We start from the raw sequence: 24591 nt of genomic DNA, 5'->3' as shown, positions 1-24591 counted from the left end.
CATGAAGCAGCAGGGACAGTCCCCATCCCCTCCCTTTGCCGTTCGGCTTCTTTATGGTATATTCATTTCCGGAAAAAATCCGCAAAAAAAGCGTGCATTTTTTCCGCGTGGTTCATTTTCCCGTTCCCGTCCCGTCTAATTAAGTGGAGGGAGGCGGACAGACCATGCAGGAAATCGCGCATGAATTCTCGCCGGGAGTAGCAAAGATGGACGATAACCGCAGGGAACATGTGAATCGGCTCATGCTTCAGTATGAAAAGGATATGCTGAAGCTGTGTTACATCTACCTGCGGGACTACGACCTGGCGCAGGAAGCGCTGCAGGAAAGCTTCCTGAAGGTGTATACCCGTTTCGGCACCTACCGCGGGGAAGCCGCGGAAAAAACCTGGCTCACCAGTATTGTGGCCAACACATGCAAGGATATCCTCCGCTCTGCCTGGTTCCGGAACCGGCAGCTGCACGTATCCCTGGATTCCCTGCCGTCATCCTTCCCGCCCCCGGATGAAACCCAGCTGGACCTGATGGCTGCCATTATGAACCTGCCCGTCAAAAGCCGGGAAGTCATCCAGATGAAATTCCAGCACGGCCTGAGCAACGAGGAGATCGCCCGGGTGCTTCACGTGACCCCGACGGCCGTCTCCAAACGGATACGCAAGGCGTGCAGCCGACTGAAGCAGACGCTGGAAGGAGGATCCCGCAATGAATAACAATGTGAATACAGAAAAAGATATGGAGCAGCTGATCACCGAAACCCTGGACCACTGCATGTCCGGCATCGACACCGCGCCGTCCCTGCGCCCGGTGGTGGACAAAAAGCTGGAGGAAAACCCCGCGCCGGCGAAAAGGCGCATTCCCGTCCGGCAGCTTGTGCTTCCGGCCGCCGCGCTGGTGTGCGCGCTGGTGGTCTTCTTCGGAATCCGGATGAATTCCGCTTCCCGGCCGGATCCGGTAACGGCAACGGAAAACCCGGCTTTCGCGCTTGCGCAGCCCACCGGCTTTGATCCCCTGCCGGAAGAACCCTGGCGGAAATGGCTGGCGGAGTCCGATTCCAGTGCGGAAGCAGATAACCTCCGCCCGGTCGGGCTCAGCTGTGAAAAGGAAGGCATCCGCTTCACGGTCGAAGCCGCCGGGGTGGATGGTGAAGGCGCCGATGTGCTTTATTCCCTGGAGGACCTGGAAGGAAACCGGATCAATGAGGAAACCCATGTCTGGGGCGCCGTCGACGTCATGTGCGACGGTGTCGGCAGCGCCGCGCTCAGCACCAACGCCCACATTCTTTACACCCCCAACCGGATGAGCGCCCGCCTGTCGCACTTTGTCACCGATGGAACCGCCATCCCCGGAGATAATCAGCCCGTCACCTTCTTCCTCGATGAACTCGGACTGATCAGCCATACCGTCCTGGATCTGGCGCCGTATCTGGCGGAATATGGGGACAGTGCAGAGGCAATGGTCCCGGATGAATCATTACCCAACCAGTCTGTCTACTGGGCGGATTATGTTAAGCATTCTTCCGAAACACTGCCTTCCCGGATCCTGGACGTTTCCAGCCCGCTGGATATCAGCCTCAACCCCAGCATCCGGCTGGATGGAATCGGCATCATTGACGGACAGTGCCACGTCCGCCTCCGCTATGTAGATAATGAACCGTTTGTCGAATCATCCAGTCCCTACGTTTTCCGGCCGGTGGAATATGTATGTATTTGTGCTCCCGGTTCCGAAAGTTGGCTGAATGATTATGAAAAACGCAGCGATGTCTGCATCTTTGAATGGAGAAAAGCCCCGGCCCCGGGCAGTGAACCGGATGAACAGGAATTCATCTTTCCCCTGGCGGAAGGAGCCGGAATCCCGTTGTATATCCGTTCCTGCAGCGGTGTCGTGGACGGAAACTGGAAAGTGGAGGCTCCCCTCGATTCCATCTGGACCGGCCCGGAAGATTATGCCGGCAGCGACACTCCCGGTTACTATGAATCCCGCCTCACATATACCCTCAATGAGGACGGAACCGCCGTCGTCAAAGGACGTACCGGAAAAAAAGACTTCCAGCTCATGCGCCATATGGTCATTCCGGCGGAGCTGGACGGCTATCCCGTGACCGCGATCGCGGATGAAGCTTTCATGGACTGGTACGGGCTGGAATCCGTTGTCATCCCGGACACTGTCACCGCCATCGGAGACAGGGCGTTCATGGGCTGCGACAATCTTGAATCCATCGACCTCCCGGAAGGACTCCGGACCATCGGCGAGCAGGCGTTCTTCTGGGCCGGCCTGCGGAAAGTCATCATTCCGGACAGTGTCTTATCCTTCGGCCAGAATGCGTTCGTCCCCTGTTCCGCTGACATCGATACCAAGTTTGAGATTCCCCGCACCGCGGAACTGATTTCCTACTGCTACGCCAACGGACTCACATTCACCATCCGGGACAGCGAACCCGCTGCAGAACCCGCCGCTATACCGGCCGAATAACCTGTAAACCCACAAAGCAAGAGCGCCGCATACGCGGCGCTCTTTTCATATTGTTTCGTTCTTCGTTTATTTCCGGAATTTCAAAACAGCCGCCCCGCACAGGGCGCCTACGCCCACCACCAGCAGGCCCGCCATCACGAGGGGCGCCGCTTCATCCAGCGAAAACAGCCGCCTCGCCAGCGCATCCGCCTTCGCGGATGACATGTCGGAACTCCCCGCGGTTCCCTCCGCCGCAGCCGAAACCGGCATGACCCATCCGGCCATCACCGTCAGCAGCACTGCAGCCAAAAACAGGCAGCATACTTTTTTCATGTTCATTTCTATCTCCAGCCTTTTCTCCCACCGGTTCCCGCAAATAATCCCCCATCACGGAACCCGGCGCCTCCAATAATCGTACCGGTCATCCTCCCCCTACAGCTTGCGTACCATGGGAATTCCCGATACAATCCCTTGTTTTCTATTATACAGAATTCTGCCTTTTGCGCAATCCGGAAAATCAAAAAAAAGCCCGTAAATACGGACTTTTTTTCAATTTCCTGTTCTTTTCAGTTTCCCATGTGACAGAGGGACAGCCCTACTGTCACATGGCGTCGTGTGACAGTAGGGCTGTCCCTCTGTCACGCTCTGCTTCCCCCTTCCCCCTCTTTCTGCTAAAATAGGTCATACATCCCCCGTAATTTTCATCCATTATTTCCCCCGTCAGTTAACTTTTCCCCCGCAGTCCCGTCTATATATGTGGAAGGAGGATGATGGGATTGCAGGGAGTATTGCAGGGAGCCACCGATATGGAAGATAACCGCAGGGAACAGGTCAACCGCCTCATGCTTCTGTATGAAAAGGATATACTGAAGCTGTGTTTCGGTTACCTCCATAACGTGGACCTGGCCCGGGAAGCGATGCAGGAAACCTTCCTCAAGGCCTATACGCGCTGGCACACCTTCCGCGGCGAAGCCTCCGAAAAAACATGGCTCACCCACATTGCCGCCAACACCTGCCGGGACCACCTCCAGTCCGCCTGGTTCAGACACCGGCGCCTGGACGTCCCCGCCGATTCACTTCCCCTCTCCTCCCCGCCCCCGGATGAAACCCGCCTGGACCTGATGGACGCCATCATGCGCCTGCCGGTCAAAAACCGGGAAGTCATCCTGCTCAAATACCGGCAGAACCTCACCAGCCGGGAAATCGCCAAAGTCCTCCGCATCACCCCGGCGGCCGTATCCAAGCGGCTCAGCCAGGCCTATGCGCTGCTGAAGCTGACCCTGGAAGGAGAAGATGAAGATGAATAAAAAAGAAAGGGAGCAGCTGCTCCGTGATACGCTGGACCAGTGCCTCTCCGGCCTGGACGATCTTCCCTCCGACCGGGCGGAAGTCAACCGGCACCTGACCGAAACCATGCCCGAAGCAAAGCGCCGGATCCGGTTCCGCCGCCTGGCAGTTCCGGCCGCCGCCCTGGCCCTCTGCGTCTGCCTCCTCATCACCGGCACCCACCTGGGCATGTTCCCCTGGCCGGATCGGATCCGCCCGCGGGAAACCAAAGTCACCGCCGTGCCGGCCGCCCTCGCCCAGCCCACAGGGGAAGGAACGGGGACCCCGGAACCTGCCGGAGAAGGGCTGGTACCCATATTATCCCTCACTACAGACGTGCCATTGGATCGCATCGGGGATATAGATTATCAGACCGCCAGCTTCTTTGCCTCCTGGCAGCAGGAAAACCTGCTTGGTATGAGATCGCGTACCGGCATTCAGTCTGAAAACCCGGACTATACTCCGGCTGAGGAAACGTTCCGCACCCTGCTCAACTTTTATATGCCCGAAACCATGAAGATTGAAAGCATCTCCGGCACGGAAAACGACCTGGTCCGCACCGTCACGGCCGTCTGCGGGATGAAAGATTCATTTACCACCTCCGGCCTGTACCGTTTCCGCATTGATTTTACCGGCCGGGAAGGCGAACGCCTCCTGGATTTCCGCTCCCTGCATTCGTTTGACCAGCTGGATGCCGATGGGCAAACCGTTGTCCGTTCCATTACCTGGCCTTATCTCTTCGCTAAATCCCTGGATTTCGACCTTGCGGAAAGCCTGGTTCCCCTGAACCTGGTTTCCGAGAAGGAAGGCATCCACTTTGAGGTGATTTCCGCCGCGGCCTGCACAGACCGCCTCCTGGTTGTCTGGTCCCTGCAGGGGCCGGAAGGGAGCAGCGGCAGCCCGTTCCTCGCCAGCGTCCCGCCGGATGTCCGCTGCGGCCGGCTGGAACAGTACAGGACAAATACGTCCATCCGCACATACTATGATGAGTCGGCCAAAATCTCCCTGGTTGCTGAGGAATACCATTTTTCCGGCATCGACCTGGCCGCGGCCGGCTCCATTCCGCTGTCCCTGGATCCCATCCCGGTCCTGGGCACGGAAACCATCGACCTGCTGCCTTATTACGAGCAGTACAGCAGCCGTGTGCAGGTGGTCAATACTCCCGTTTCCCTCGCGGTGGACACTTACATGGACCCCGATACATACTTCCGGGAGCTTCCGCGTATCCTGGATTACACCCTTCCGCTGGATATCCCCCTCACGGACCATATCCGGCTGGGCGGAATCGGGGATGTGGACGGCCATCTCCATGTCCAGCTCCATTATGTGGACAATGATATCGCATACCCCTCCCCGAATGGCGGCGGGACATGCCTGAAATCCGCCACCAGGGTCGACGGGGACCGGCTTTCCTCCGAGCCCTTCCGGTGGTGTGAAACCGGCGCGGACTTTTTTGCCGATGGCTGGGTTGAATATGTCTTCAAGCCCGCCGGGATACGCCGCAGCATTCCGGTAACAATCATCACCGCCGACAGGTACATCGCGGGCGGCTGGTCCGTGGAAATTCCCCTCTCCGCCATCCGCGCTGCGGAGCCCGCCGCCGGAGAAGCGGAACCCGTTCCCACGCCGGAACCGATCCCCGTTTCGGAAACGGCTCTCGTGGACATCCTGCGGGCGCTTTGCCCGGACTGCCCCGAGGCCTTTATGCCGGTCGGCCTCAGCTGTGAGCAGGAAGGCTTCCGGCTGGAGCTGGTTTCCGCCTCCGTAAAGGAACAGTCGGCGTTCTTCATCTTCACCCTGGAGGACCTGGAGGGAGGCTGCATCACGCCCGAAACCGACCCGATTGTGGAAACGCCCGAAAACTGGACCGATCCATACCGGGGAGTACATTATTACGACCTTCTGCATGACGCGGCTTCGCAGAAGTGGGCTTTCGCGGCGGAATACGAATACGACAGCCCGGATACGCTCCTGAACGGCACACAGCAGATTACGGCCGAGCTGCCCCGGGTGTATATCCTGAAGAGCAGCCTGCTTTCCATCGGGGGCCTCCTCGAAAAATACGGAGGCAGTGCCTCGCTGGTGGAAGTTCCGCAGCTCATTCCGATCACTTTCTCCGACCCGGACGGCTCCTTCCGGGATTACGGAGCATCCTGGTACCGGGATCAGGGAATCAAAGTGCTGGATTATACCCATCCGCTCTCGGTCCGCCTGCACAAAAACCTGGAACTCAGCGGCATCGGGCTCATCGACGGGCTGCTCCACGTCCAGCTGCATTATGTGGACAACGTGGTTTACAAACCCGACGGATCGGTGCAGTACAGGCACATACCGGCTGCCCATGTAGGCTCCCCGTGCGAGCCTTTCCCGGCCCCTGTGAATGCGATGCAGTGGGATACTGACGGCGATGGACAGGCAGACTTCATTGAGTATGTGTTCTCCTGCCAGGCGGAAGAAGAGGCGGCCAAAGGCCTGACCGTATTCTCCCAGGAAATCCTGGACTGCATTGAAGGCCCCTGGACCATTGAAGTCCCCCTGTCAGCCGTATGGACCGGGAATCCGGATGCCCTGAAAACCGAAGCCCCGGGCCCGGAAACAACACCGGAGCCGGAACCCGAACCGACGCCGGAACCGGAACCGTCGCCGGAACCCGAACCGGAACTTAACCTCATTACCCGGCTGCAGCAATCCATCCCGGACTGCCTCACGGATGTTGTGCCGGTCGGCCTCAGCTGCGAGCAGGAAGGTTTCCGGCTGGAGGTGGTTTCCGCCTCCGTGAAGGAAACAGCCGCAACCTTCATCTTCTCCCTGCAGGACCTGGAAGGAGACCGCCTCAGCAGTGGAGTGCTCCCGTATGTGGATATGCCCAACGAAGATTCCGGCAGATACGGGCGGAACCTGCGTACCAGCCTCATATATGACCCTTCATCCCGAAAGGCCTATTTCGCGGCCGAGGCACAATATGACAGCCCGGAGATCCTCCTGGACGGCGCACAGCAGATTCCCCTTTCGGTGGCCGACCTGCTCATGAACCGTACCATCACCCTCCCCCTCGGGGACTTCCTCAGCCAATACGGGGACCGCGCCGCGCTGGTGGATCTTCCGGATCTTCTTCCGGGGCATTCCTTCAGCCCGGACGGCGAAGACCGTGTCTGGACAACCGACGATTACCGGAAACTGGGCTGGAAAGTGCTGGATTATACCCATCCGCTTTCGGTCCGCCTGCACAAAAACCTGGAGCTCAGCGGCATCGGGGTGGTCGACGGGCAGCTGCATGTCCAGCTGCGTTACCTGGACAACCAGACCGTCCGCATGGGCCGGTATACGACAAAACCCATTTCGTTTCTGTATGTATGGCGTCCGCATGAATCTGACAGTCCCAATCCCAAGCTGGAATGGGATACGGACGGCGACGGATCCGCCGACTTCGTTGAGTTTGTATATCCCTGCGAATCGGAAGCGGATGTCATCGACGACCTGGAGGTCGTTTTCGATGAAACCCTGGACTACGTCGAAGGCAGCTGGACCATTGAAGTTCCCCTGGAAGCCGTATGGACCGGAGACCAGGAGGATATCGAAACCAGGCTCGCAGAATTCATTGACGCATGGAATACAAACCGCTATACCGACATGCTGGAACTCTGCTCTCCCGCCTGGATATCCGCCCAGGAAAATCCCAAACAGTTGCTGTTCATGATTCTCCAGAACAGAACCCCCTCTTCCTTCACTGTGGAATCCGTCTCCGGATCCCCCGGCGATACCGAACGCACGATTACCGCTGAAATCTCCATGAACTATAACGACCATAAACCGGAAGTCCCGATCCGGGTGACCTTCCGGATGGTTCAGGAAGATAACCGCTGGTACGTTGATCCGGAAAGCCTGATCACATACAGGATCATTGAGACTCCTGTCCCGGAGGCGGAACCCTCCCCCGAACCGGAACCGTAAAGCCAAAAAAATACCCGCCCATTCCATTTGGAATGAGCGGGTATTTTCGTTCAGTCTTTAATGCAGATCCAGCTCGTAATCCGTTTCCTCTTCCTTCGAGGTTTCCACCCGTACGCCCCTTCTTCCGCCGCGTTCCGCCTTCCCTTCCGGCTTCCCGCCCGCTTCCTTCAGCAGCTGGATCACCTCGTCCTGCTGGCGGATCAGGTGCATGTTCTCCTGCTCCGCCACGTGCATCCGGTCCAGCAGCTCGTTCCGGAACTCCCGGGTCTTCCCCTGGATTCCGTATTCGTTCACCCGCAGGGTCTTGAGGTCGCATGCGATGTTGGTAATCATGTACACCACGCAGGCGCCGACGATCATCCCGATGCCCCCGATGATCCCGGGTTTGGAGATCACGTCGATCCACGCGGCCTGCTCCTCCAGCGCCGTATACACCCCGTATCCGATCATCCCGATGCCCCCGATAATCGCCAGCCAGCACAGGATCCTCACGATGACCGCCGACGCATCCGGCCGGATCACATTCTTCTTTGCCATTTCCCCATTCCCCCTGTTTTTTCTCTCTGCCTATCAGACGAATGAAAGCATGAAAATCTTCCCGGAGAACGTCAGGGACGGTTTTGCCCGTTCGAACCCGCGCTGTCCGCTTGTTTGCTGTACAGTTCATGCCGAATCCGGCTCAACCGGGGTTGAACTGCAGAACCGTCCCTGCGTTCTCCTAAATTCTTAAGTATTCCGGAATCTCCATCCCGACGGCTTTCATCCCGTCCTCCAGCCCGCGGATGATCTCCTCCCGGGAGAAGTCCGCCGCGGCCAGGAACTCATCGTCCTTCCCGTTCAGGTAGTCGTAAAAGGAAAGCACCAGCGCCGCCTTCTGCTTTTCGTCCCAGGAGGCGTTGGCAATCAGGTCAAACAGCTTTTCCTCCGCCTCGTTCACCCGGCCTTCGTCCACCATGCGCTTCAGCAGGTCGTCGTCCTTCCGGCAGTTTTCTTCCATTACTGCCGGAATTTCCACTTCCTCCTGCCGGTTGAACAGCAGTTTCGCCAGGATCTGCGCGATCCCGTGAATCAGCCGCATGATGTAGTCCTTCTCAAAGTAATACAAGGCCGTTCCTCCGCATCATGTAATTAACCATCTCTATTGTTTTTCCATCAGCTTTATTATTTGAATAACACAGAATTCATTATATATAGAAAAGCAATGCAGTATGATCTAGCTTTGGGGCAATCGGATAAAGCCAATCCATACCAACTGGTCAGCCTTTCCTATTCGCTATCAGACGAATTAATTACTAATTCTGGATAGAACAAACAGTAAAACTAAAATAATAGCAAGGGAAATCAGCAAAAATTTAAGAAATGATTGTGTTGCTTTCTTAGATGCTAATCGTGCTTTTTCTATTTCTATTTGTTGCTGCCTTTTGCGTTCTCTTTCTTCAGCCGCCCTTTGTTCCGCTTTCTCCTCTGCCTTTATCTTCTTCTCCTCGACTTTTGTCTTCAATTGCTCCATACGTACTTCATGTTCCTGTGTAAGTGCCTTCTGTACTTCAGTAAGGCGATATAGCAATTTACTCTTACGCGCGTGTTCCAATTCTGCTTGACGAAGTTGTGCAACATCCTCAAACTTAACTTCTGCTCTAAAAGTATTATCCGGAACTTGTGTCCCACAAAACCTGCAAAACTTAGATCCACTTTCAATTGATGCTCCACATTGCGAACACTTTATCCGTGATACAGAATCATTAGCAATATTTGAACTTATAGTATTGTTGACTTTTTGAGAAAACATATTTACAGTTTGCTGAGCAATCGCATCCTTAAGAGACATGGTGCGTCCGTCAACTGTAACAGTTGACATTTTCAGAGTGGCTTCAGTATCTTCTCGTTCTTGTGCTGCAGCCCGCATTGCACGTTCTGCTGCTTCTGCTTTAGCCTGGCTTGCTTCAACTTCAGCGATTAATTCTTTTTCCCTTAATTGGCTCTTTGCTACTTCCGCAGCTTTTGTTTCTGCTTCGATTTTTCGGATTTCAAAATCTTCTTTTCTCTTTTTATTACTTCTAATGGCGTTCCGAACAATTCGAAAAAATAAATAGAACCCACCAAAAAACATTGCTAATATAATTATGCTAAATATCAAAATGGCAAAATCACTCATTTTCTATTTCTCCTCCTTATTTTTGTATCTTAACAGTTTTTTGTTCAAATGTATACTAAACTAATAAATATCGAACAGATTCTGTTATAATCACATATAAACACTCACAAACCGGAGGTACCCCATGGCTTCCTGGATGATTCACCTGCGGATCGCGGACCTGCTTCTGGACCGGATCCCCGGCCTCGATGAAACCGCTTTTGTATTCGGCAACATCGCACCGGACAGCGGCGTTCCCAACGCCGACTGGTCGGTCTTTACTCCTTCAAAATCCGTTTCCCATTACCAGGACAACCTGGAAGACAAAACCACCATCAATATCGATCGTTTCCTCCGGGAATACTTCACCCCGGAATTGATCCGTTCGTATTCCCTCCGGGAGTTCTCCTTCTTCCTGGGGTATTACACCCATCTCCTGTCCGATATCGAATGGGCCGCGAAAATCGCGTATCCTTCACTGGCCCTCCATCCGGAAAAAGCCCAGAAAGACAGAACCGCTTTCATCTGGGAGATGAAGCGGGACTGGTATGACCTGGACTTCCGCTACCTGCTGGAGCACCCGAACTTCCGGGCGTTCAGGATCTATGAGCATGCAGAAGGATTCAAAAACGACCTGATGGGCACCTTCAGCGAAGATGCCTTTGAAAACCGCAGGGAATACATCTGCGGCTTCTACCGCGGAGAGCATGGGGAACTGTACCGGGAGTATCCCTACCTGGCGCCGGAACAGGCGGATGGGTTTGTGGCAGAGACAGTGGAGAAGGTCAATATCACCATTCAGGCCGCTCTGGCGGTATGGAATGAGGAAGTCCCCTTCTCCCTGGAGGATCTTCAGCCCTCCCAGTTCTGGATTTCCGAGAAGAAACTGAAGGATATCCAGGCCTGGTTCAATCCCGATGATATGAAAAACTTCGACCCAATCCCGGTCAAGATGCTGGACGGTGTTCCCGTCATGACGGACGGGCACACCCGGGCTGTGGCCGCACTGCTGGCAGGCAAAAGCTCTGTCCCGCTCACCTGGGACCGGGATGACCTGGGATGGGATTTATACCGGGAATGTGTAAAGGCTTGCAGAGAAAGGAATATCACCAAACCGCAGGATCTGGTGAACCGGATCCTGTCGGAAGAGGAATACCACGAAAAATGGGATTTGTGGTGTGATGGGATGCAGGCAGAAATGCAGAAGAACCGGAGCTGATTACAGCCCCGGTTCTGGATTATTTACAGTTTTTCACCGGTATCCCGCATAACAAAATAGGCTTCATATTCACAGCCAAGGGCATCGGCTATTTCTTTTATTTCTTTCTCCGGAAAGTTGTTTCTTGATAATTTATTTGAAAGATTTGAACTCTTCTGATCCAGCCTGGCAGATAATTCTTTTAATGTCATTCCCCTGCGTTTCAATATTATTTTTATTTTTTCACTTGTGGTCAAAGGCATTTATGGCACCTCCTTAATATGAAATACTACATTTGTAAGTGTTAAATGTCAATTTAAAGTAATAAAATCCATTATAAAGTAAATGTTTTGTTGACGTGATTCACTTTTGAATGATATAATTCATTTATAAGTGATTTATTGGTTTGCGTACAGAGGAGGCATTGCAATGTTTATTACCCGGTTTACTGCTGTATCAGGCGAAGTACAGGACTATTATTATCATAATGCTGAAGATGCCGAAAAACACCTAAACCTCTTCCTGGATGACAATTCCGGATTGTATCGGAATATCTGTGTGATGGATGCCGAAAAAAACACAGTGCTTGGAATTCTACCATTTATTAACGGGAAACCGCAAAAAGTTATTGTTCATGGCAGTATTGTGAAATTAAGGCCGGAGTGGTGTTCACCCGGAGAAGAGAAATACATATTCCGTGTTTCGAACATTCATGAACAGCTTGGGCATGCCTGCATAACATGTCTGAATTCTCTAATGACAATCAAGCCCTCCGAGATAGTAGGGCTTGAAATGATTGTTCCTATGGGATGATCAATTACTTTGGGAGAACTAAAAAGTGACGTGACAAGATACAGGAAGAATGATCATTCTTGTTTATCCATAGCAACATGAACTTACTATAGGTTCCAAATGAGAACCTTAGTTAATTCCATTAGGATCAAAAGCATCTCGTTTTCCAAGATTACAGCTTTCACAAAGTGTTCGAAGATTGCTTAGTTCTGTTTTTCCGCCTTTGGAAACAGGCATAATATGATCAACATGCAGCTTTACTCCGTCTTCTGCTCCCCTGCCGCAGATTACACAATGATGATGATCACGCTGAAGAACTTCATAACGCAGTTTATCAGATAACTTGGCCCTTTCCATTGCTGCCGTAACCCTTTTGGCCTTGCGCACACCATCTTCTGTGCGGGCATTCATCACTCCCTGATAATCAGTAACAATCAGTCGTTCATATCTGTCTCCCCGCTTTGGTGTTACATAAACCATTAAAATCTCGATTCTTGAATCATATCTTATCAAATCCAGGAAATCTTGGCATAGTTTATCTTCAAGTTGATAAAACTTGCTTTCTGTGATTTTCGTTTCTGCAATTACAGAAGATGGCGTTTGGAGTTTCTTGCATGAATCAACTTTTTCATTAAACACTTTACTATGAGCGCGATTTGCCAGTATTTTCCAAGATAATTCCCTCAGTTTTAAGTCATTCACAGCAAGATAAATCAAAATTTCATCTTTTTTTGCATTGTCCAATCCTCTTTTTGAATTGAAGGGGTATTCTATGCTGATCACTTTAGGAATATCGCAAAAAATATGATTACTCTCAGCGGCCTGTTTTATAGCATTTAGGCGAGTGCTATATTTTTCAATCAGCGACAGCTGTTGCTGTTCCCTCCATTTCATAAATTCTTTCGCTATATACACAATCAGCATAGCAAAACCGACAATTACAGAGGCTACAATGATCAATAAACCCAATCCCTGAAACGAGGTCAAGAAACCCATAGTTCTATATATCTCCCAACCCTATTGTTTATTTGCACTCTATTCAAACAGGCTTAAATCTTCCATACCTCATACCCTTGCCTCATGGCGGAGTCATATACCGGCCGCATATTCCTGTCCAGAATTCCCCGGAATGTCTCTTTAGAATTGCCCGGGATATATAGTTCCTGTCCAGCCCAGATGGAATGCAGGTTGTCCCGCCAGCATTGTTCATACAGTTTATGGATTCCCGACATTTCATGGATCAGCTGGTAAAGCGTATATTGGTTATCTGAAAACCTCTGGAAAAATGGATCCCACTGCGGAAGCCGGTTGCTCTTGGATGAATTCAGTGAGGAATCCATGGGCATCAAATTCCACAGTTCATCATTCATAACGAAGGACCAGGGGATGAAGTGATCGATATCATATTTACCTGGTTGGATCACTTCTCCGGTAAATACATCCGATATGCTTTGAACAGACATGATTCCTTCCCACAAGTTACGGACTTTACCCAGTTTCCGCATCTTTTCGTCCATGGGAAGCAGTTTATATACCAGTCCCGGAACCTCCGGGTTATTGTTCTGCAGCCATTTTACCTTTTCATTCTGAATCCATCCAAGGATAGAGACTGTATAGTCCTGGATCATCTTGACCCAATCCGGATGGAATTTGACTTCCTTGCTTAGTTTGCTGCCATCGCCCAGCGTATAAGGCAATGCTGTCACTTGTTCATTGAATGAAGAGATTGTCTCCTTCATCCGAATCACAGAATCCCATGGAACAATAATACCGGCATTCGCAAAGAAACCGGCCATAGCCCGGTATGGCACCATATTGGTCAATTGCTCTTTTGCATGTTTCAGCGCATCATCGTATTCCCGGATCGCATTTTTGATTTCCACTTTTGAAGCATTGGCATTCAGATTGCTCAGGGAAGATAGTACCAGGACTGCCCGCTCCAGCCCGTCCCGGACTTCACCGTTCTGACCAAGTCCGCTCAGGTGGATATGGAATTCCCGCACAGAATACCAGGCATTGCAGATCATCTCATCAATGATATCATTGAAAGTGGTTTCTGTAACACCGGAGGAAATCAGATTGACGATTGCTTCCAACCAATAGAACTTATAGCAATAGGACGGATCCTTGAGCATCAGCATGAAGCTCCGGATATCCAGCTTATTGTAGTAAGTCGCATCAATCTCTAGTCCTGCAGGGCTGTAGTACTCTGGCATAGTGATTCCCTTTCCACCGGAATTATTACTCTTTATCTCTATTCTCACCCTAATGATAATACGGGCTCAAATTCATAAACAATTCATGGCTTTGGTCTTCTGTAATCGTCTTATCCAATATTGAGATCAGTTCCTCCTGCCTGGGCTGTCCAAGGGTTAGCCGATATAGTGACAGGATCTTGATTATCCGGTCGTAACGAATTGGATCTTGGCTGAACGGATACATGGGAACAATTCGTTCGATCTTTACCGCATTCAATTTCGGGTCCGGCAGGCACCAATACGGCACAAGGTCCGGATTATCGCCTTTCAGGTCTTTCGTCGCATGTTCAAACATATCATTCCAAGCAAACTCATCGCAGTACTTTCTTGCGATATTTTGCCGCACAGCCAGGCACTTAAAGCGGTTGATGCGCCCTTCCCTTTGTTCCAGATCAATCGGATTGGATGGCAAGTTCCAATGCATCACCTTCCTGCAATAGCAATGGAAGTCAAGTCCTTCCTGCCCGATGGAAGTTGTGGAAAGCACAAAAGGCCGGAACGGGGAATTAAACGATTTACGGATACGGTCTACCCTGACTACTGCTTTGTCATCTGCTTTTGCGTTATAATACGCCACACCGAAATGGCATCTCATCTTGTTCTTTTCTTTTTTCTTCTTTATCGGGAAATTCTCCTGCATATCAATGGAAAGGGTAACCGTATCAACGGTGCTAGTAACAATCGCTTCTTTCAGTTTTTCCCCTTCAGCGTCCAGGACATGCGCGTATTCATCCAGAACCGCTTGCAGGTTTCCTTCAGCGCAGTATTGGAAGACATAACGGTAATACCCCCGCTCACTGCACTTGCTGTAAAGGAGGTCCAGTATGCCGGATGCTTCCGGTTTGTTAAACATACTGACAAATACTTCTTTTGCTATCCCGGATGCCAATCCTGCCGCCTTTGGTTTATCCTGCATTCCCCTCAACAACATACGGTACGCGCATATCGCCGGGGAACCGATTGCCATGTCCGCCAATGTCTTTACCGCGTTGGCCGGTATGCTTGCCGGGTGCGCGGATGGATCGCCGTCCAGCGCCCGAATGCATTCCAATAAATCCGACACGCCGGCATTTGCCTGTTCTTTGATTCCGTAGTGCTGCTTCATTTCATCCAGTATTGGAACCAGTTTTGCCTGGATGTCTTTCCGCAGTTCCCGCAAACTCCATCCCAGTTTTTCGTCCGGATGGTAAAGATCCGCCAGCAGACCTGAAACCTGGCAGATGATTTTTTCTGAATCATTTTTCAAACGGCTGGCGCCGAAGCGCTTTTCTTCTTCCGTAGCAAAATATCCCCTGCCCCGGTGTTCTGATGCCTTGTTGTACAGTTTCCCGATTGTACGCTGTTCGGCATCGTAAGATACCATGACCGAGACCATCCTAGGGACCATTTCCCAGGATGAGAAAACCAGCACCTTCGAGAAATCACTGTTCTTTTCGAAAACGCTGTTCGTGCGGTAATAAGGATGGGATGCGGGAATCCAGAGCAGCAACTCTGGGCCATTCTCTTCCACAGGGAATAGGACTTTCCTCAGCATTTCCAGCCTGGCGTTGTTGGAAGGAATCCTTTTATAGTCATGGATTTGGCTTTTTTTCAGGAGAAGATATTTCAATGGGGCTGCTTTACTAACCAGAAATTCCGGATGGTTCAAACAGAACGCGGAAATCTGTTCCTTTAGCTGGTAATATTCCATAAAGGAAAGCAGGTACGGTGATGACTTAATGTAATCAACCGGGACATTCCGCCACCGCAGTGCTTTAGGATCTTCTTCCGCAATAGCGTCCAGCAGGGATTGCATGGCATCATATGAGAACAGGTCCCCCGGTGTCAGTTCGACTTCCTTTACGCCTTTGTCATCAATAATGCCTGTATTAAAACGTTCAGTCCTGCAGATTCCGAGGTAAAGGATATCCTCCGCCTTGCCTTTGGCAGCGATCAGCAACGCCAGGTTATCACTGTTCACCTGGCACAGGGATGAAGAGTAATCCTGCCAAACAGTGTGGAACGTTTTCCGTTCCTTCTCCCCATGGAAAAGGAAATCCATTACCTGGATAAACTCATGGTAGTGGTCTGACTGTTCCCTGTCCTCAGCAATTTCTTCCAACGTAGAATAAGGCTTATACGGCGTAGCGGACAGTAATAACACTTTGGTTTTCGTGTTATGCAGGAACTGGCGGCTAAGCATGCCTTCTTCTGTATTTTCGTCCGTTTTAATCAGGTCCCGGAAGCGTTGGAATTCATCCATGATCACCAAATCCGGATCCAGTTTTTGTAAACTGATTTCCGCAAAAATCCTGCGCAGTTGGTTAATCAACCTCATGCTTTTCTTCCTGCGCTCCGGATCTTTTGAATCGCAGTTATCCTTAATCGCGTCAACCAGTTCCTGCTTGTTTGCCAGTTTCCCTGCCAGGGCATCTTTCATTTCCCGCAGGTAATTGCTTCCGTTCTTTCCGCATGCCCGAACTCGTGATTCATATTTATCAACTACCTCATCCCAATGCGCACTTGCATCATAGGCCATAAAGCGCTTGAGTTTTTTCTTGTAACCAGCAAATGCTTCCTGCCTGCGAATAAGGGCATAGATCAATGCCCTTTCGGCCTGGCTGCCCCCGCCGACAGTCATCGAAAAAGATGTGGCCGGCGTGAGGGGGATCAATTGTTCATAGGCGTGGCCTTTCGCGGCATTCTCATAAATCTTCAAGTGCTGCATGGACAGGCGGCTTTCAGAAATATCCACCTGGTCCTGGATTCCCAGCTTCCTGGCATTTTGGCCGGCAATGCTGAGGTTTGAACAGATATAAACCACTTTAAAGTGATCGTCATGTAGCTCTTCTTTATGCCATTTACTGACCCGCTTGATCACTTCTTTAGCGACAATTGTCTTGCCAAGCCCGACCTCATCCGCAAGCAGCACACGGCGCTGACCATTATGAAAGACCTCAAAAATCCGGTCCGCTGTTTTCTGTTGGAAATCAACAATCATCTGCGCACCTTCTTTGCTGTCTCTTCAAACATTTGGAACATTTTCAGGAATTCTTCCCCTATGACATCCGGATCCAGCCGGCGGATCATATCCGCAATTCCTTTGAGTTTTGCAGGATTCCGGTGCAGTACCCGAAGCATCTGTTCATACACCGCAAATCCGCTCTTTGCCTTTGCTGTTATTTCTCCAGTCCTCAACAAGCCCATCCCCGGGTTTTCCGTTTCTCCCGTTTCTTCCGGAAGCTCATCAGTTAACGCGAATGACAGGTAATTCATAAACTTGCGGTTCGTGTCGATAATACTCCTGTAGATTGCCTGATCCCGTTCTTTCGGGATCCCGCTTGTCCGGATTTTCACAACCAGGTTCTTTTCTCCGGCGGATAAAACATAGAACTCGCTTAAATGTTTCAACAGGAGCCCCGTAAACTCGATCTCCCCAGTCATAGGTTTCTTCATACCAGGAGTTTGCAACGGCGCAATTGTCACCTGCTGTTTTGTTTTCATCGGCCTTGCTTCTACCCGAATACCAAAGGTGTTTTCTTCCCGCGTAACAGCGGCGCGCTTTACAGCATAGACCGCTTCCCGCAGCGCATCTTCAACCTCTTTTTGTTCCGGATCTTCAGCCTCTATATCCTTGGGCAATCCCTTCAGCGGTTCAAACGGACAGTTCTCCGCGGGAATAAAATCAGAGAAGAAGGTCTTATACCCCATGTAATTCAGCTTATAACGCAGGCGGAGGAGGAATTCCACATTCCTGTTGAACGCATTTACGGAAGCGTTAGCAGAACCCAGGTAGAGGTAATTCGCCTGCCGGGTTGTCACATAATAGATCTTCGCATGAATATCCTGCTTTACTCCGTATTCGTTATCATTGAGCACATCCTTTGTGACATACACATCAGGCTGGAATGCCTCCCAGATAGCCGGAGTAACAGATGCCTTTCGTGTGACCAGGCAGCGTTTCCCCTTAAACTGTGTCATTGTCCGGATTGTCTCATCACTCAGGAAAGGAGAAACACAGAATAAGTTGTACTTGGAGCCAAGGAGAGGCACATCTTTTCCGCTGTGCCCGGGAATCCCAATGGGAAAGAAATCATATCCGCCATCTTCAAAAGGATGGCATACTTCAAAAGATGTTACTTTCAGCACATCCTCCGTCAATGATAAGATCTCCTGTTTTTTCTTGCCGGCGTAGTCAGCCAGGAAACACAGGAAATCAGACAGGGGTTTATGCTTCTCATTCACTTCTTTTCCAATAGTTCCCTGCATCGCCACAGCGATATCAATACTGCTGTCAAAAGTCAGGTTGCGGCTCATCACAAGCACTTTGATATAGGGGGCACTGCCTTCCTGGCTGTATTTCAACACCCATACTTTGGGATGGAAATTGCCGCGATTAATCAATTTTACCTGGAATACACTGTTTTCCAGCAACGAATATACAGGCTCGATCCTTCTCGGAAGCTGGATACATCCGGCATTGCAGAACAGGGCGATCCGTTCGGCGCTTCTCCTCACTGCCTCCAGTATATACAGCGGGCTGCGCATACACCCAGAATCATCCTGGTCCAGCAACCCAAGTGAAACCGGAACACCCAGCAGTGCTTCCAGGTCCAGCGAGTAAGTAGTTCCCATGGCAAAGTCCAGCGTGTAGCCAGCATCCGGCCGGAGCAGCTCACTGTAGCTGTGGCGATTATTCGCAAGATCAAACATGCTCCTCGCCCCCCAGTCCGTTCAGGATGTCCTGCAAAATGATTCTTCCGCGGTTGAACCGATAGTCCAGCTTGTAATGATGGACCGGATAGCGGGGATCATACTGATACTCTTCCGGCTTACACAGTTTGGACCGTGTTGTTTTGATGCTCTTCTCCCGGGCAATAATCAGATCATCCATCGCTTGCAGATCGTTCCGCAATACAGTATCAAGGAATTCCCTGCAGAATCCTTTGAGGCTTGCCGGGCAAGGAACGTTCCCTAATACCGCTTCAAGGTCAAACGAAGAAGCGAGGAATTCATCCTTCCATTCTTCGAATTCCCCCGCCATGCGTATATCTGTTCCGTTTGAGTAGATTATATTATATCGGAGATGTGCACCGTATATAAATCCAGAAAAAGCCTTAGCAAGCAGATAATCCTTACGTATTCCTTCCGGCAGTAGGTCAACCGGAACAGAATCAAAACTGTCGCACAGCTTTCCTTCCCGGATAAAGAATCCCAATAAACTCCTGGCTGTCACCGGTGTACGCAAAATACAGTCCCGCAGGAATTCAGCTTCATTCACTGTCAAATCAATTCCGCTATTTTTGAAGTAATCATAATCTTCTTGAATTGGCAGGAAAACCATATTGACTTGCCTGCCAGCAGAAACATCATCATAGTTCTCATCATCCGAATGGATTTCTGTTTCTTTCCTCTGGGCAGCAGATGCACAAATCAATTTACAGGCATCATAGATGGAGATGTCGTTCCTGCGCAGGATTCCCAGCGTACGCAAACCATTCCAGTAGATTGTGCTTGGCTTAATCTTCACTGATCGCTTCTGTTGTAAAGCATTAATCCCAATAATTCCGTCCTGGCCGGGGCTGTTTCGCTTTAGTGTCTCTACCAGTAAATCTTCCCGGGCATTGATCCACTGCAGCATAGCCTTGGCATTCTGCAGTCTTCCATTTTCAGCCCGCTCTTTTGCAGTTTGGAAAATATAAGGGATCAGTACAAAATACTTTGCCCGGGTTTGCAATGTAGATATACCCGGAAAAAGCTTATCTGCATATCCATCCCGGATGATACCGATACCCAGTTCATCCAGGGCAGTCCTCTCCTCAAGCATCCTCAGGGTAGACAGGATTCGATTCCGTTCTTCCCGCGAATAATCAATAAACCCGATTCGCATTTGGCTATTCACTATTAAACGCCTTTCTTTACCGCTTACTCCAAAGTAAATAATCTATTTTTTTCACTTCTGTTAACCAGGTATAGGAAGGAAGGCACTTATCGAACGTCGCTATGTTATGACTTGCTTCTTCTGTCAGTAGATAATCTGAATACCATTGTTCAATCTGCCTATAGATTATAACCGCATTTTCCAGTCTTTCTTCGACTGTTTTTCCCTTTAGTTCAAATCCCAGATTCTGCAGTACATATTGATCCCAAATTGGTTTGTTTGGATCTATAGATGCGATCATTTTTGATGAAAAGGATGCCTCTACATTTCCCGTTTCCGCATAGAGTGTCCTGATTATATCCGCAAATGTATATCCCTCTTCTTTCGCTTCTTCAAATAAACAATAATACTTCCTCCGCCATTTCTCATTCCTGCGAATGCGATAAAATGCATTAAATGCTCTTTGGAAGCTCACATCTGAAGATACATTAACTGTCCACATCTTCTCAATTATGCCTGCATATTTATCTAAGCCCAGGCTTCTAGCCACTTGATCTTCCAAAAGTTTTTCAGCATTCAGCATATTACAGGTCCTCAATTCCGCAGCTTTTCAAGTATTGATATATTCCATCATAATATTTTCTTTCTCTTGTAGAGTCAGCTTCGCTATCAACGCCATTCGGCACAAAGATTACCATCCCCTGCCGGGCTCGTGTCAATAGTACGCGATAGGAATTCAGCAGATATCGTTGCTGAATAGGCTGATTCCGATGTTTCCATTTCGTTCCGCTAAAAGAATAATAATCCCAATCCTTTCCTGCTGCTGTTCTTCTCAAATCGGCATCCCAGCATACAATTGCCCAGTCGATTTCAAGTCCTTGTACTTTGAATTCACTGGCCACTATTTCCAGCATATTTGAGGAGCGTAGATCATCAGTCGGAGCAAGGAACCAGTTCTTTACATCAATATCTTTCGAGACATAAATCCCTTCAGGTTTTAGTCTTTGAGCACTGCTGCAAGCCAAAACACCACAGCGTTGTGATCCACGCACCTGCTTCTTTATCCATTCCTTTGCTTTATTGTAATCACGTGTTATGTAAAGCGGATATTTATCTTTGATTAATTCATAAGTCTTACAAGCTTCTTCTGCTTTTCCATCCAACAAGGAGTCGACAAATTGACTCCGTTTGCTTGCTCTGAAGGACCGAATCTCTGTATTCAAATGCAACCCATTTAATGCATGGCATCGGCTACATCTTTCAATCAGTTCTCTATCAATACTTTTATCTTCAGTTTGAGAGAATAGTTTGGGAGAATAGAAAAGCTCCCATTCTGGAAAGTCTATGATCCCACACCGGAACCATTCGTTTACACCAACTTCACCATCATATATATCCTGGCCCAATCCGACTAAGCAAATCATTACTGCCCAATCCTTATGACGGTTCATGATGCTGTATAAAAGATGTGGCTCGCTGACGGATAAGACCGGATCGTTCTTATGCTTCTGGGTCATCTTTTCCTTATTCCAAACACGCTGTGCCTCATCAAAGATTAATATTTTCTCCGCTGTTGGTTTATTGTGGGCAGCGTTATCTCGTTTAAAAGCAAAACTGCTTTGAATAAGTGTTTTAACAGCAGCCGTTGTTTGGCGGTTATATGTTTTCATTTGTTTTGCACTGCGAACTAATGCTTCTTGCAGCACATCAACCAGCGGCCCATTTCCAGAAATATATACGCTGAGGTTATCGTCACCTTTGTCTAGGTTTTTAGCAACGACGTCTAGACCCACAAGCGTTTTTCCTGCGCCTGGAACGCCGGTAACAAAACAAACACATTTCTTTTTTTCTTTCTGGGCGTATGAAATAACTTCGTTAATCTTCTGCTCGCAAAATTCAATTTCTGCTTGACCTGCTTCAGATTTTGCGATAGCACTCAGATTATGTGTAGAATATGCTTCAACTGCCGCAGCGATAATAGTGGGAGTGGGATGATACGGAGAATTAAACCATCTATCGAAATCGATCTTTTCGTCATCACCATAAATATCTGTGAGTTGAAGGACTTTGGGAATTAGGGTTTCTAAATTCTCACGCTGCAGATGAATTTGTTTGTCGGAATATGCATCTAACGTCTGCATTTTATTATATGGTTCAGCGTCTGTAGCAATCAAAATCGGGCACACATAAAGATCTTCTGATTCCTTATGAAAATTCTTTATATCCAGCGCATAGTCTTCAGCTTGCTGCGCATCTTGTGCCACAAATCCTTTCTTCCCATTCTTAAACTCAAGAGAAAACACCATATGGCGAATAAGCAAAACAACATCAATTCGTTTTCCAAGACGAATGATGTCATATTCAAAAATTATATCGCCCTTAACACCACATTTATCTAGGCGTGTCTGCAATTCATGGACCTGTTTTTCCCAAGCATCTGTTTGCTCTTTATTGACATCGAATGAATGCTTAACTAATTCGCCTATTATTGAATTTGAATCTTCTTGGATGAAACTTGGAATGGAATTATAATAGTATGCTTTCCCCTGCTGGGTACTGAAGGTATGACTGCTCATAGGCATTCTCCTTCACATATTGCTTTTTTAACTTTATACACACATTCCTCTATTTGTTTGTTTATTTCAACATCCCAAAATCGCAGCACTGTCCACCCTATAGATTCTAGTTGTTTGTTTACTTCTTTATCTCGTTCCATATTTCTTCTGATTTTCTTGTCCCAATATTCATGATTGGTATCAACAGGCTTTTTCTTTTCAAAATCTCTTCCATGCCAAAAAGATGAATCGCAAAAAACAACTACTTTATGTTTTGAGATGACGATATCTGGCTTCCCAGGCAGTTCTTTGTAGTTTTTTCGATATCTGATCCCTTCTGCCCACAATGCTTGGCGCAGTTTAACCTCAATGGATGTATCTTTTGAGCGAATATGCTGCATGTTTTTTCGCCGTTGCTCTTTCGTCAGATCATCCATTGTTTTCTTCCTCGTGTAGAACAGTATTTTCCGCTGCTTCGGCAATAGTATCCATTGTATGGTATTCTGAATACTCCACAAAACCATTTAATGCTTCCAAGTCAGCAATACTTGCTTCCTTGTTTACGCTGAAAATATACTGAATTGCATTATGGTTATAACCTTTTTCGATATAGTCCTGTGCAAAATCAATCAGTATGTCTACAGGCATCGCTGAGCCATTTATGCCGGTGTCAATTCGTATTCCGTCTATTTGACTGTCTATATTGGTTCCAAACGAGCCCGCAATATAGGAGAAGAATGCCAGCGGATGAACTGTTTCACCGTATGTCTGATATCTGGGAATATATACATCCTCCATAATCCGCTTATGATTCCCGTTGATGCTGTAATGATCTTTATAAGCCTTGTTATCAATTATCCCGCAAAAACCAAATGTGGCTGATTCAACGAATACATCTGGTGTGTTTCCAATCGGGCCAACCCATTTAGCATTCATATTGAATACTTTCGTGAACATTTCCTTCGTCGCCATCTCGAACTCTGCGGCACCACTTCGTCCCATGTGTGCCATTTCTCGATAAGCCATAAAGAAATCATCCAAATTACCATGCGGGTAATTCTGAGTCAAATAATCTCTCACAATTCTCTCATCAACACCCGTACGCTCTGTAACATTCCTAACTACATCAGATGTAATTTTCGTTATCGGGGTATGAAGAGAAAGAATTATATATTCTCTTCTTATTCTTGCTTCATTTCTCGCTCTTTGAGTTTTTGTTGTCTCACGTTCAAAGTTTCTTAAGTCTCTTGATTGATTCCCTCTTCCATATCTTCTCTGATAATTCTCAGACAGTTCAGGATTTGGGATAAATGAAGCCCAGTTAGTTATAAATGCTTCAACATCTTGTTCTTTACCCTTTCTGATGTGCATAGTCGAGTTGTCCCGATCAATGTATTGAGTGATTCCAATATAATTAAACAGTGTATTTGCAATATCTTTATATGTCTTTGTCTTTGTGTCAGGATGAAAGCTCGTTCTGTCACCATTTCTAAATCTGATGATATGTTCTACAACATTCTGGAATACAGCATCATCATCTGATTTTGCTTCGAAAATTATGATACCAGCTGTTTCCTCCATAGATATGTATCCATCAAGCCTAGGATCTTTTAGAAGTCTGAATAAGAATTGAAAAGGGTGTACCTTAAATTCATGGCTTACACCATATCTGCCATTCCATACCGTTGCTGACGGATACTGATATCGCTGGAGTTGAAGGCGCATTGCTTCAACAAAGGTGATATTCCCGGAGACAATATCTTCACCAATTAACGTCAATCTGCACTTTTTATTATTCTCTTCAAGGAAAACAAGGCCAAGATCTTTCATTTGCTTAAACAGGGTTCTTGTGCCTCCGCCACCCTGATCATTGCGTCGTGCACGTAATGAACCATGATCTGTTATGGCGCGATTGGCCAGTTCATCCTCCAGCTGCAGTTGAATATTCCTCTCCCAGATATGCCCTTCACATACATCGCTGTATGCAATCAATGCAGGGTATACTGTTGTCAGTTTTCTTTTCTGTCTGGAAACGAACCAATGATTATAGGCCATCCTTGACCGCCTCCTTG

General features: G+C 48.8%; 20 protein-coding genes. 6 read left to right on the top strand and 14 right to left on the bottom strand.

The window, feature by feature from the left end:
- Nucleotides 1–164 precede the first annotated feature (164 nt).
- Both JNO48_10745 and JNO48_10740 read left to right on the top strand, forming a co-directional pair.
- Complete coding sequence (locus JNO48_10745) at nt 165–707, top strand: sigma-70 family RNA polymerase sigma factor (GenBank protein ID QTE67670.1); 543 nt, start codon at nt 165–167, stop codon at nt 705–707.
- On the top strand, nt 700–2466 hold the full coding sequence (locus JNO48_10740; GenBank protein ID QTE67669.1) for a leucine-rich repeat protein: 1767 nt from the start codon (nt 700–702) through the stop codon (nt 2464–2466). Before JNO48_10745 ends, JNO48_10740 begins: the two co-directional genes overlap by 8 nt.
- 66 nt (nt 2467–2532) lie before the next feature.
- On the opposite strand, the gene JNO48_10735 is transcribed toward JNO48_10740, so the two are convergent.
- Nucleotides 2533–2784: a hypothetical protein gene (locus JNO48_10735; protein ID QTE67668.1), complete on the bottom strand. Its 252-nt coding sequence runs from the start codon at nt 2782–2784 to the stop codon at nt 2533–2535.
- Nucleotides 2785–3221: 437 nt separating this feature from the next.
- On the opposite strand from JNO48_10735, the gene JNO48_10730 reads away from it, so the two are divergent.
- Both JNO48_10730 and JNO48_10725 read left to right on the top strand, forming a co-directional pair.
- The gene (locus JNO48_10730) at nt 3222–3752 is read left to right on the top strand and encodes a sigma-70 family RNA polymerase sigma factor (GenBank protein QTE67667.1); all 531 of its coding nucleotides are present in this window, start codon (nt 3222–3224) and stop codon (nt 3750–3752) included.
- Entirely contained in the window at nt 3745–7722 is a 3978-nt protein-coding gene (locus tag JNO48_10725) for a hypothetical protein (GenBank protein ID QTE67666.1), read from the top strand. The genes JNO48_10730 and JNO48_10725 overlap by 8 nt, the downstream gene beginning before the upstream one ends.
- A 57-nt stretch (nt 7723–7779) precedes the next feature.
- Here the strand turns inward: JNO48_10725 and JNO48_10720 are convergent, their stop codons facing one another.
- The 3 genes from JNO48_10720 to JNO48_10710 form a co-directional block, all read right to left on the bottom strand.
- On the bottom strand, nt 7780–8259 hold the full coding sequence (locus JNO48_10720; GenBank protein QTE67665.1) for a hypothetical protein: 480 nt from the start codon (nt 8257–8259) through the stop codon (nt 7780–7782).
- A gap of 181 nt (nt 8260–8440) precedes the next feature.
- Entirely contained in the window at nt 8441–8827 is a 387-nt protein-coding gene (locus tag JNO48_10715) for a hypothetical protein (GenBank protein ID QTE67664.1), read from the bottom strand.
- Nucleotides 8828–9007: 180 nt separating this feature from the next.
- Nucleotides 9008–9877, bottom strand: a complete 870-nt coding sequence (locus JNO48_10710) for a zinc ribbon domain-containing protein (GenBank protein ID QTE67663.1) — start codon at nt 9875–9877, stop codon at nt 9008–9010.
- A gap of 124 nt (nt 9878–10001) precedes the next feature.
- Between JNO48_10710 and JNO48_10705 the strand changes: the two genes are divergently transcribed.
- On the top strand, nt 10002–11075 hold the full coding sequence (locus JNO48_10705) for a zinc dependent phospholipase C family protein (GenBank protein ID QTE67662.1): 1074 nt from the start codon (nt 10002–10004) through the stop codon (nt 11073–11075).
- Between the two features lie 23 nt (nt 11076–11098).
- Here the strand turns inward: JNO48_10705 and JNO48_10700 are convergent, their stop codons facing one another.
- On the bottom strand, nt 11099–11317 hold the full coding sequence (locus JNO48_10700; GenBank protein QTE67661.1) for a helix-turn-helix domain-containing protein: 219 nt from the start codon (nt 11315–11317) through the stop codon (nt 11099–11101).
- Nucleotides 11318–11483: 166 nt separating this feature from the next.
- Here JNO48_10700 and JNO48_10695 point away from each other — a divergent pair, with 166 nt between their 5' ends.
- Nucleotides 11484–11867, top strand: a complete 384-nt coding sequence (locus JNO48_10695; GenBank protein QTE67660.1) for a hypothetical protein — start codon at nt 11484–11486, stop codon at nt 11865–11867.
- Nucleotides 11868–11975: 108 nt separating this feature from the next.
- Here JNO48_10695 and JNO48_10690 read toward each other — a convergent pair whose 3' ends face one another.
- The 9 genes from JNO48_10690 to JNO48_10650 all read right to left on the bottom strand — a co-directional run bounded on the left by JNO48_10690 (nt 11976) and on the right by JNO48_10650 (nt 24574).
- Entirely contained in the window at nt 11976–12842 is an 867-nt protein-coding gene (locus JNO48_10690; GenBank protein QTE67659.1) for an HNH endonuclease, read from the bottom strand.
- 53 nt (nt 12843–12895) lie between these two features.
- Complete coding sequence (locus JNO48_10685; protein ID QTE67658.1) at nt 12896–14062, bottom strand: HNH endonuclease; 1167 nt, start codon at nt 14060–14062, stop codon at nt 12896–12898.
- A gap of 49 nt (nt 14063–14111) precedes the next feature.
- The gene (locus JNO48_10680) at nt 14112–17084 is read right to left on the bottom strand and encodes a DEAD/DEAH box helicase family protein (GenBank protein ID QTE67657.1); all 2973 of its coding nucleotides are present in this window, start codon (nt 17082–17084) and stop codon (nt 14112–14114) included.
- On the bottom strand, nt 17081–18517 hold the full coding sequence (locus tag JNO48_10675; GenBank protein QTE67656.1) for a phospholipase D family protein: 1437 nt from the start codon (nt 18515–18517) through the stop codon (nt 17081–17083). The genes JNO48_10680 and JNO48_10675 overlap by 4 nt, the downstream gene beginning before the upstream one ends.
- 271 nt (nt 18518–18788) lie before the next feature.
- A complete protein-coding gene (locus JNO48_10670; GenBank protein ID QTE67655.1) occupies nt 18789–19985 on the bottom strand; it encodes a hypothetical protein in 1197 nt (398 codons plus the stop codon).
- A gap of 16 nt (nt 19986–20001) precedes the next feature.
- Nucleotides 20002–20547, bottom strand: a complete 546-nt coding sequence (locus JNO48_10665; protein ID QTE67654.1) for a hypothetical protein — start codon at nt 20545–20547, stop codon at nt 20002–20004.
- A gap of 1 nt (nt 20548) precedes the next feature.
- Nucleotides 20549–22540 carry a DUF2075 domain-containing protein gene (locus tag JNO48_10660; GenBank protein ID QTE67653.1) on the bottom strand — a complete coding sequence of 664 codons (1992 nt, stop codon included), beginning with the start codon at nt 22538–22540 and terminating at the stop codon, nt 20549–20551.
- Entirely contained in the window at nt 22537–22956 is a 420-nt protein-coding gene (locus JNO48_10655; protein QTE67652.1) for a very short patch repair endonuclease, read from the bottom strand. The genes JNO48_10660 and JNO48_10655 overlap by 4 nt, the downstream gene beginning before the upstream one ends.
- Nucleotides 22949–24574, bottom strand: coding sequence for a hypothetical protein (locus tag JNO48_10650; GenBank protein QTE67651.1), 1626 nt, complete (start codon nt 24572–24574; stop codon nt 22949–22951). The genes JNO48_10655 and JNO48_10650 overlap by 8 nt, the downstream gene beginning before the upstream one ends.
- Nucleotides 24575–24591: the final 17 nt, after the last annotated feature.

The organism is Clostridiales bacterium (assembly GCA_017569285.1).
Lineage (GTDB): Bacteria > Bacillota > Clostridia > Christensenellales > Aristaeellaceae > Aristaeella.
The sequence above is the reverse complement of the archived record's forward strand: the minus strand, read 5'-3'. Positions and strand labels throughout refer to the sequence as shown.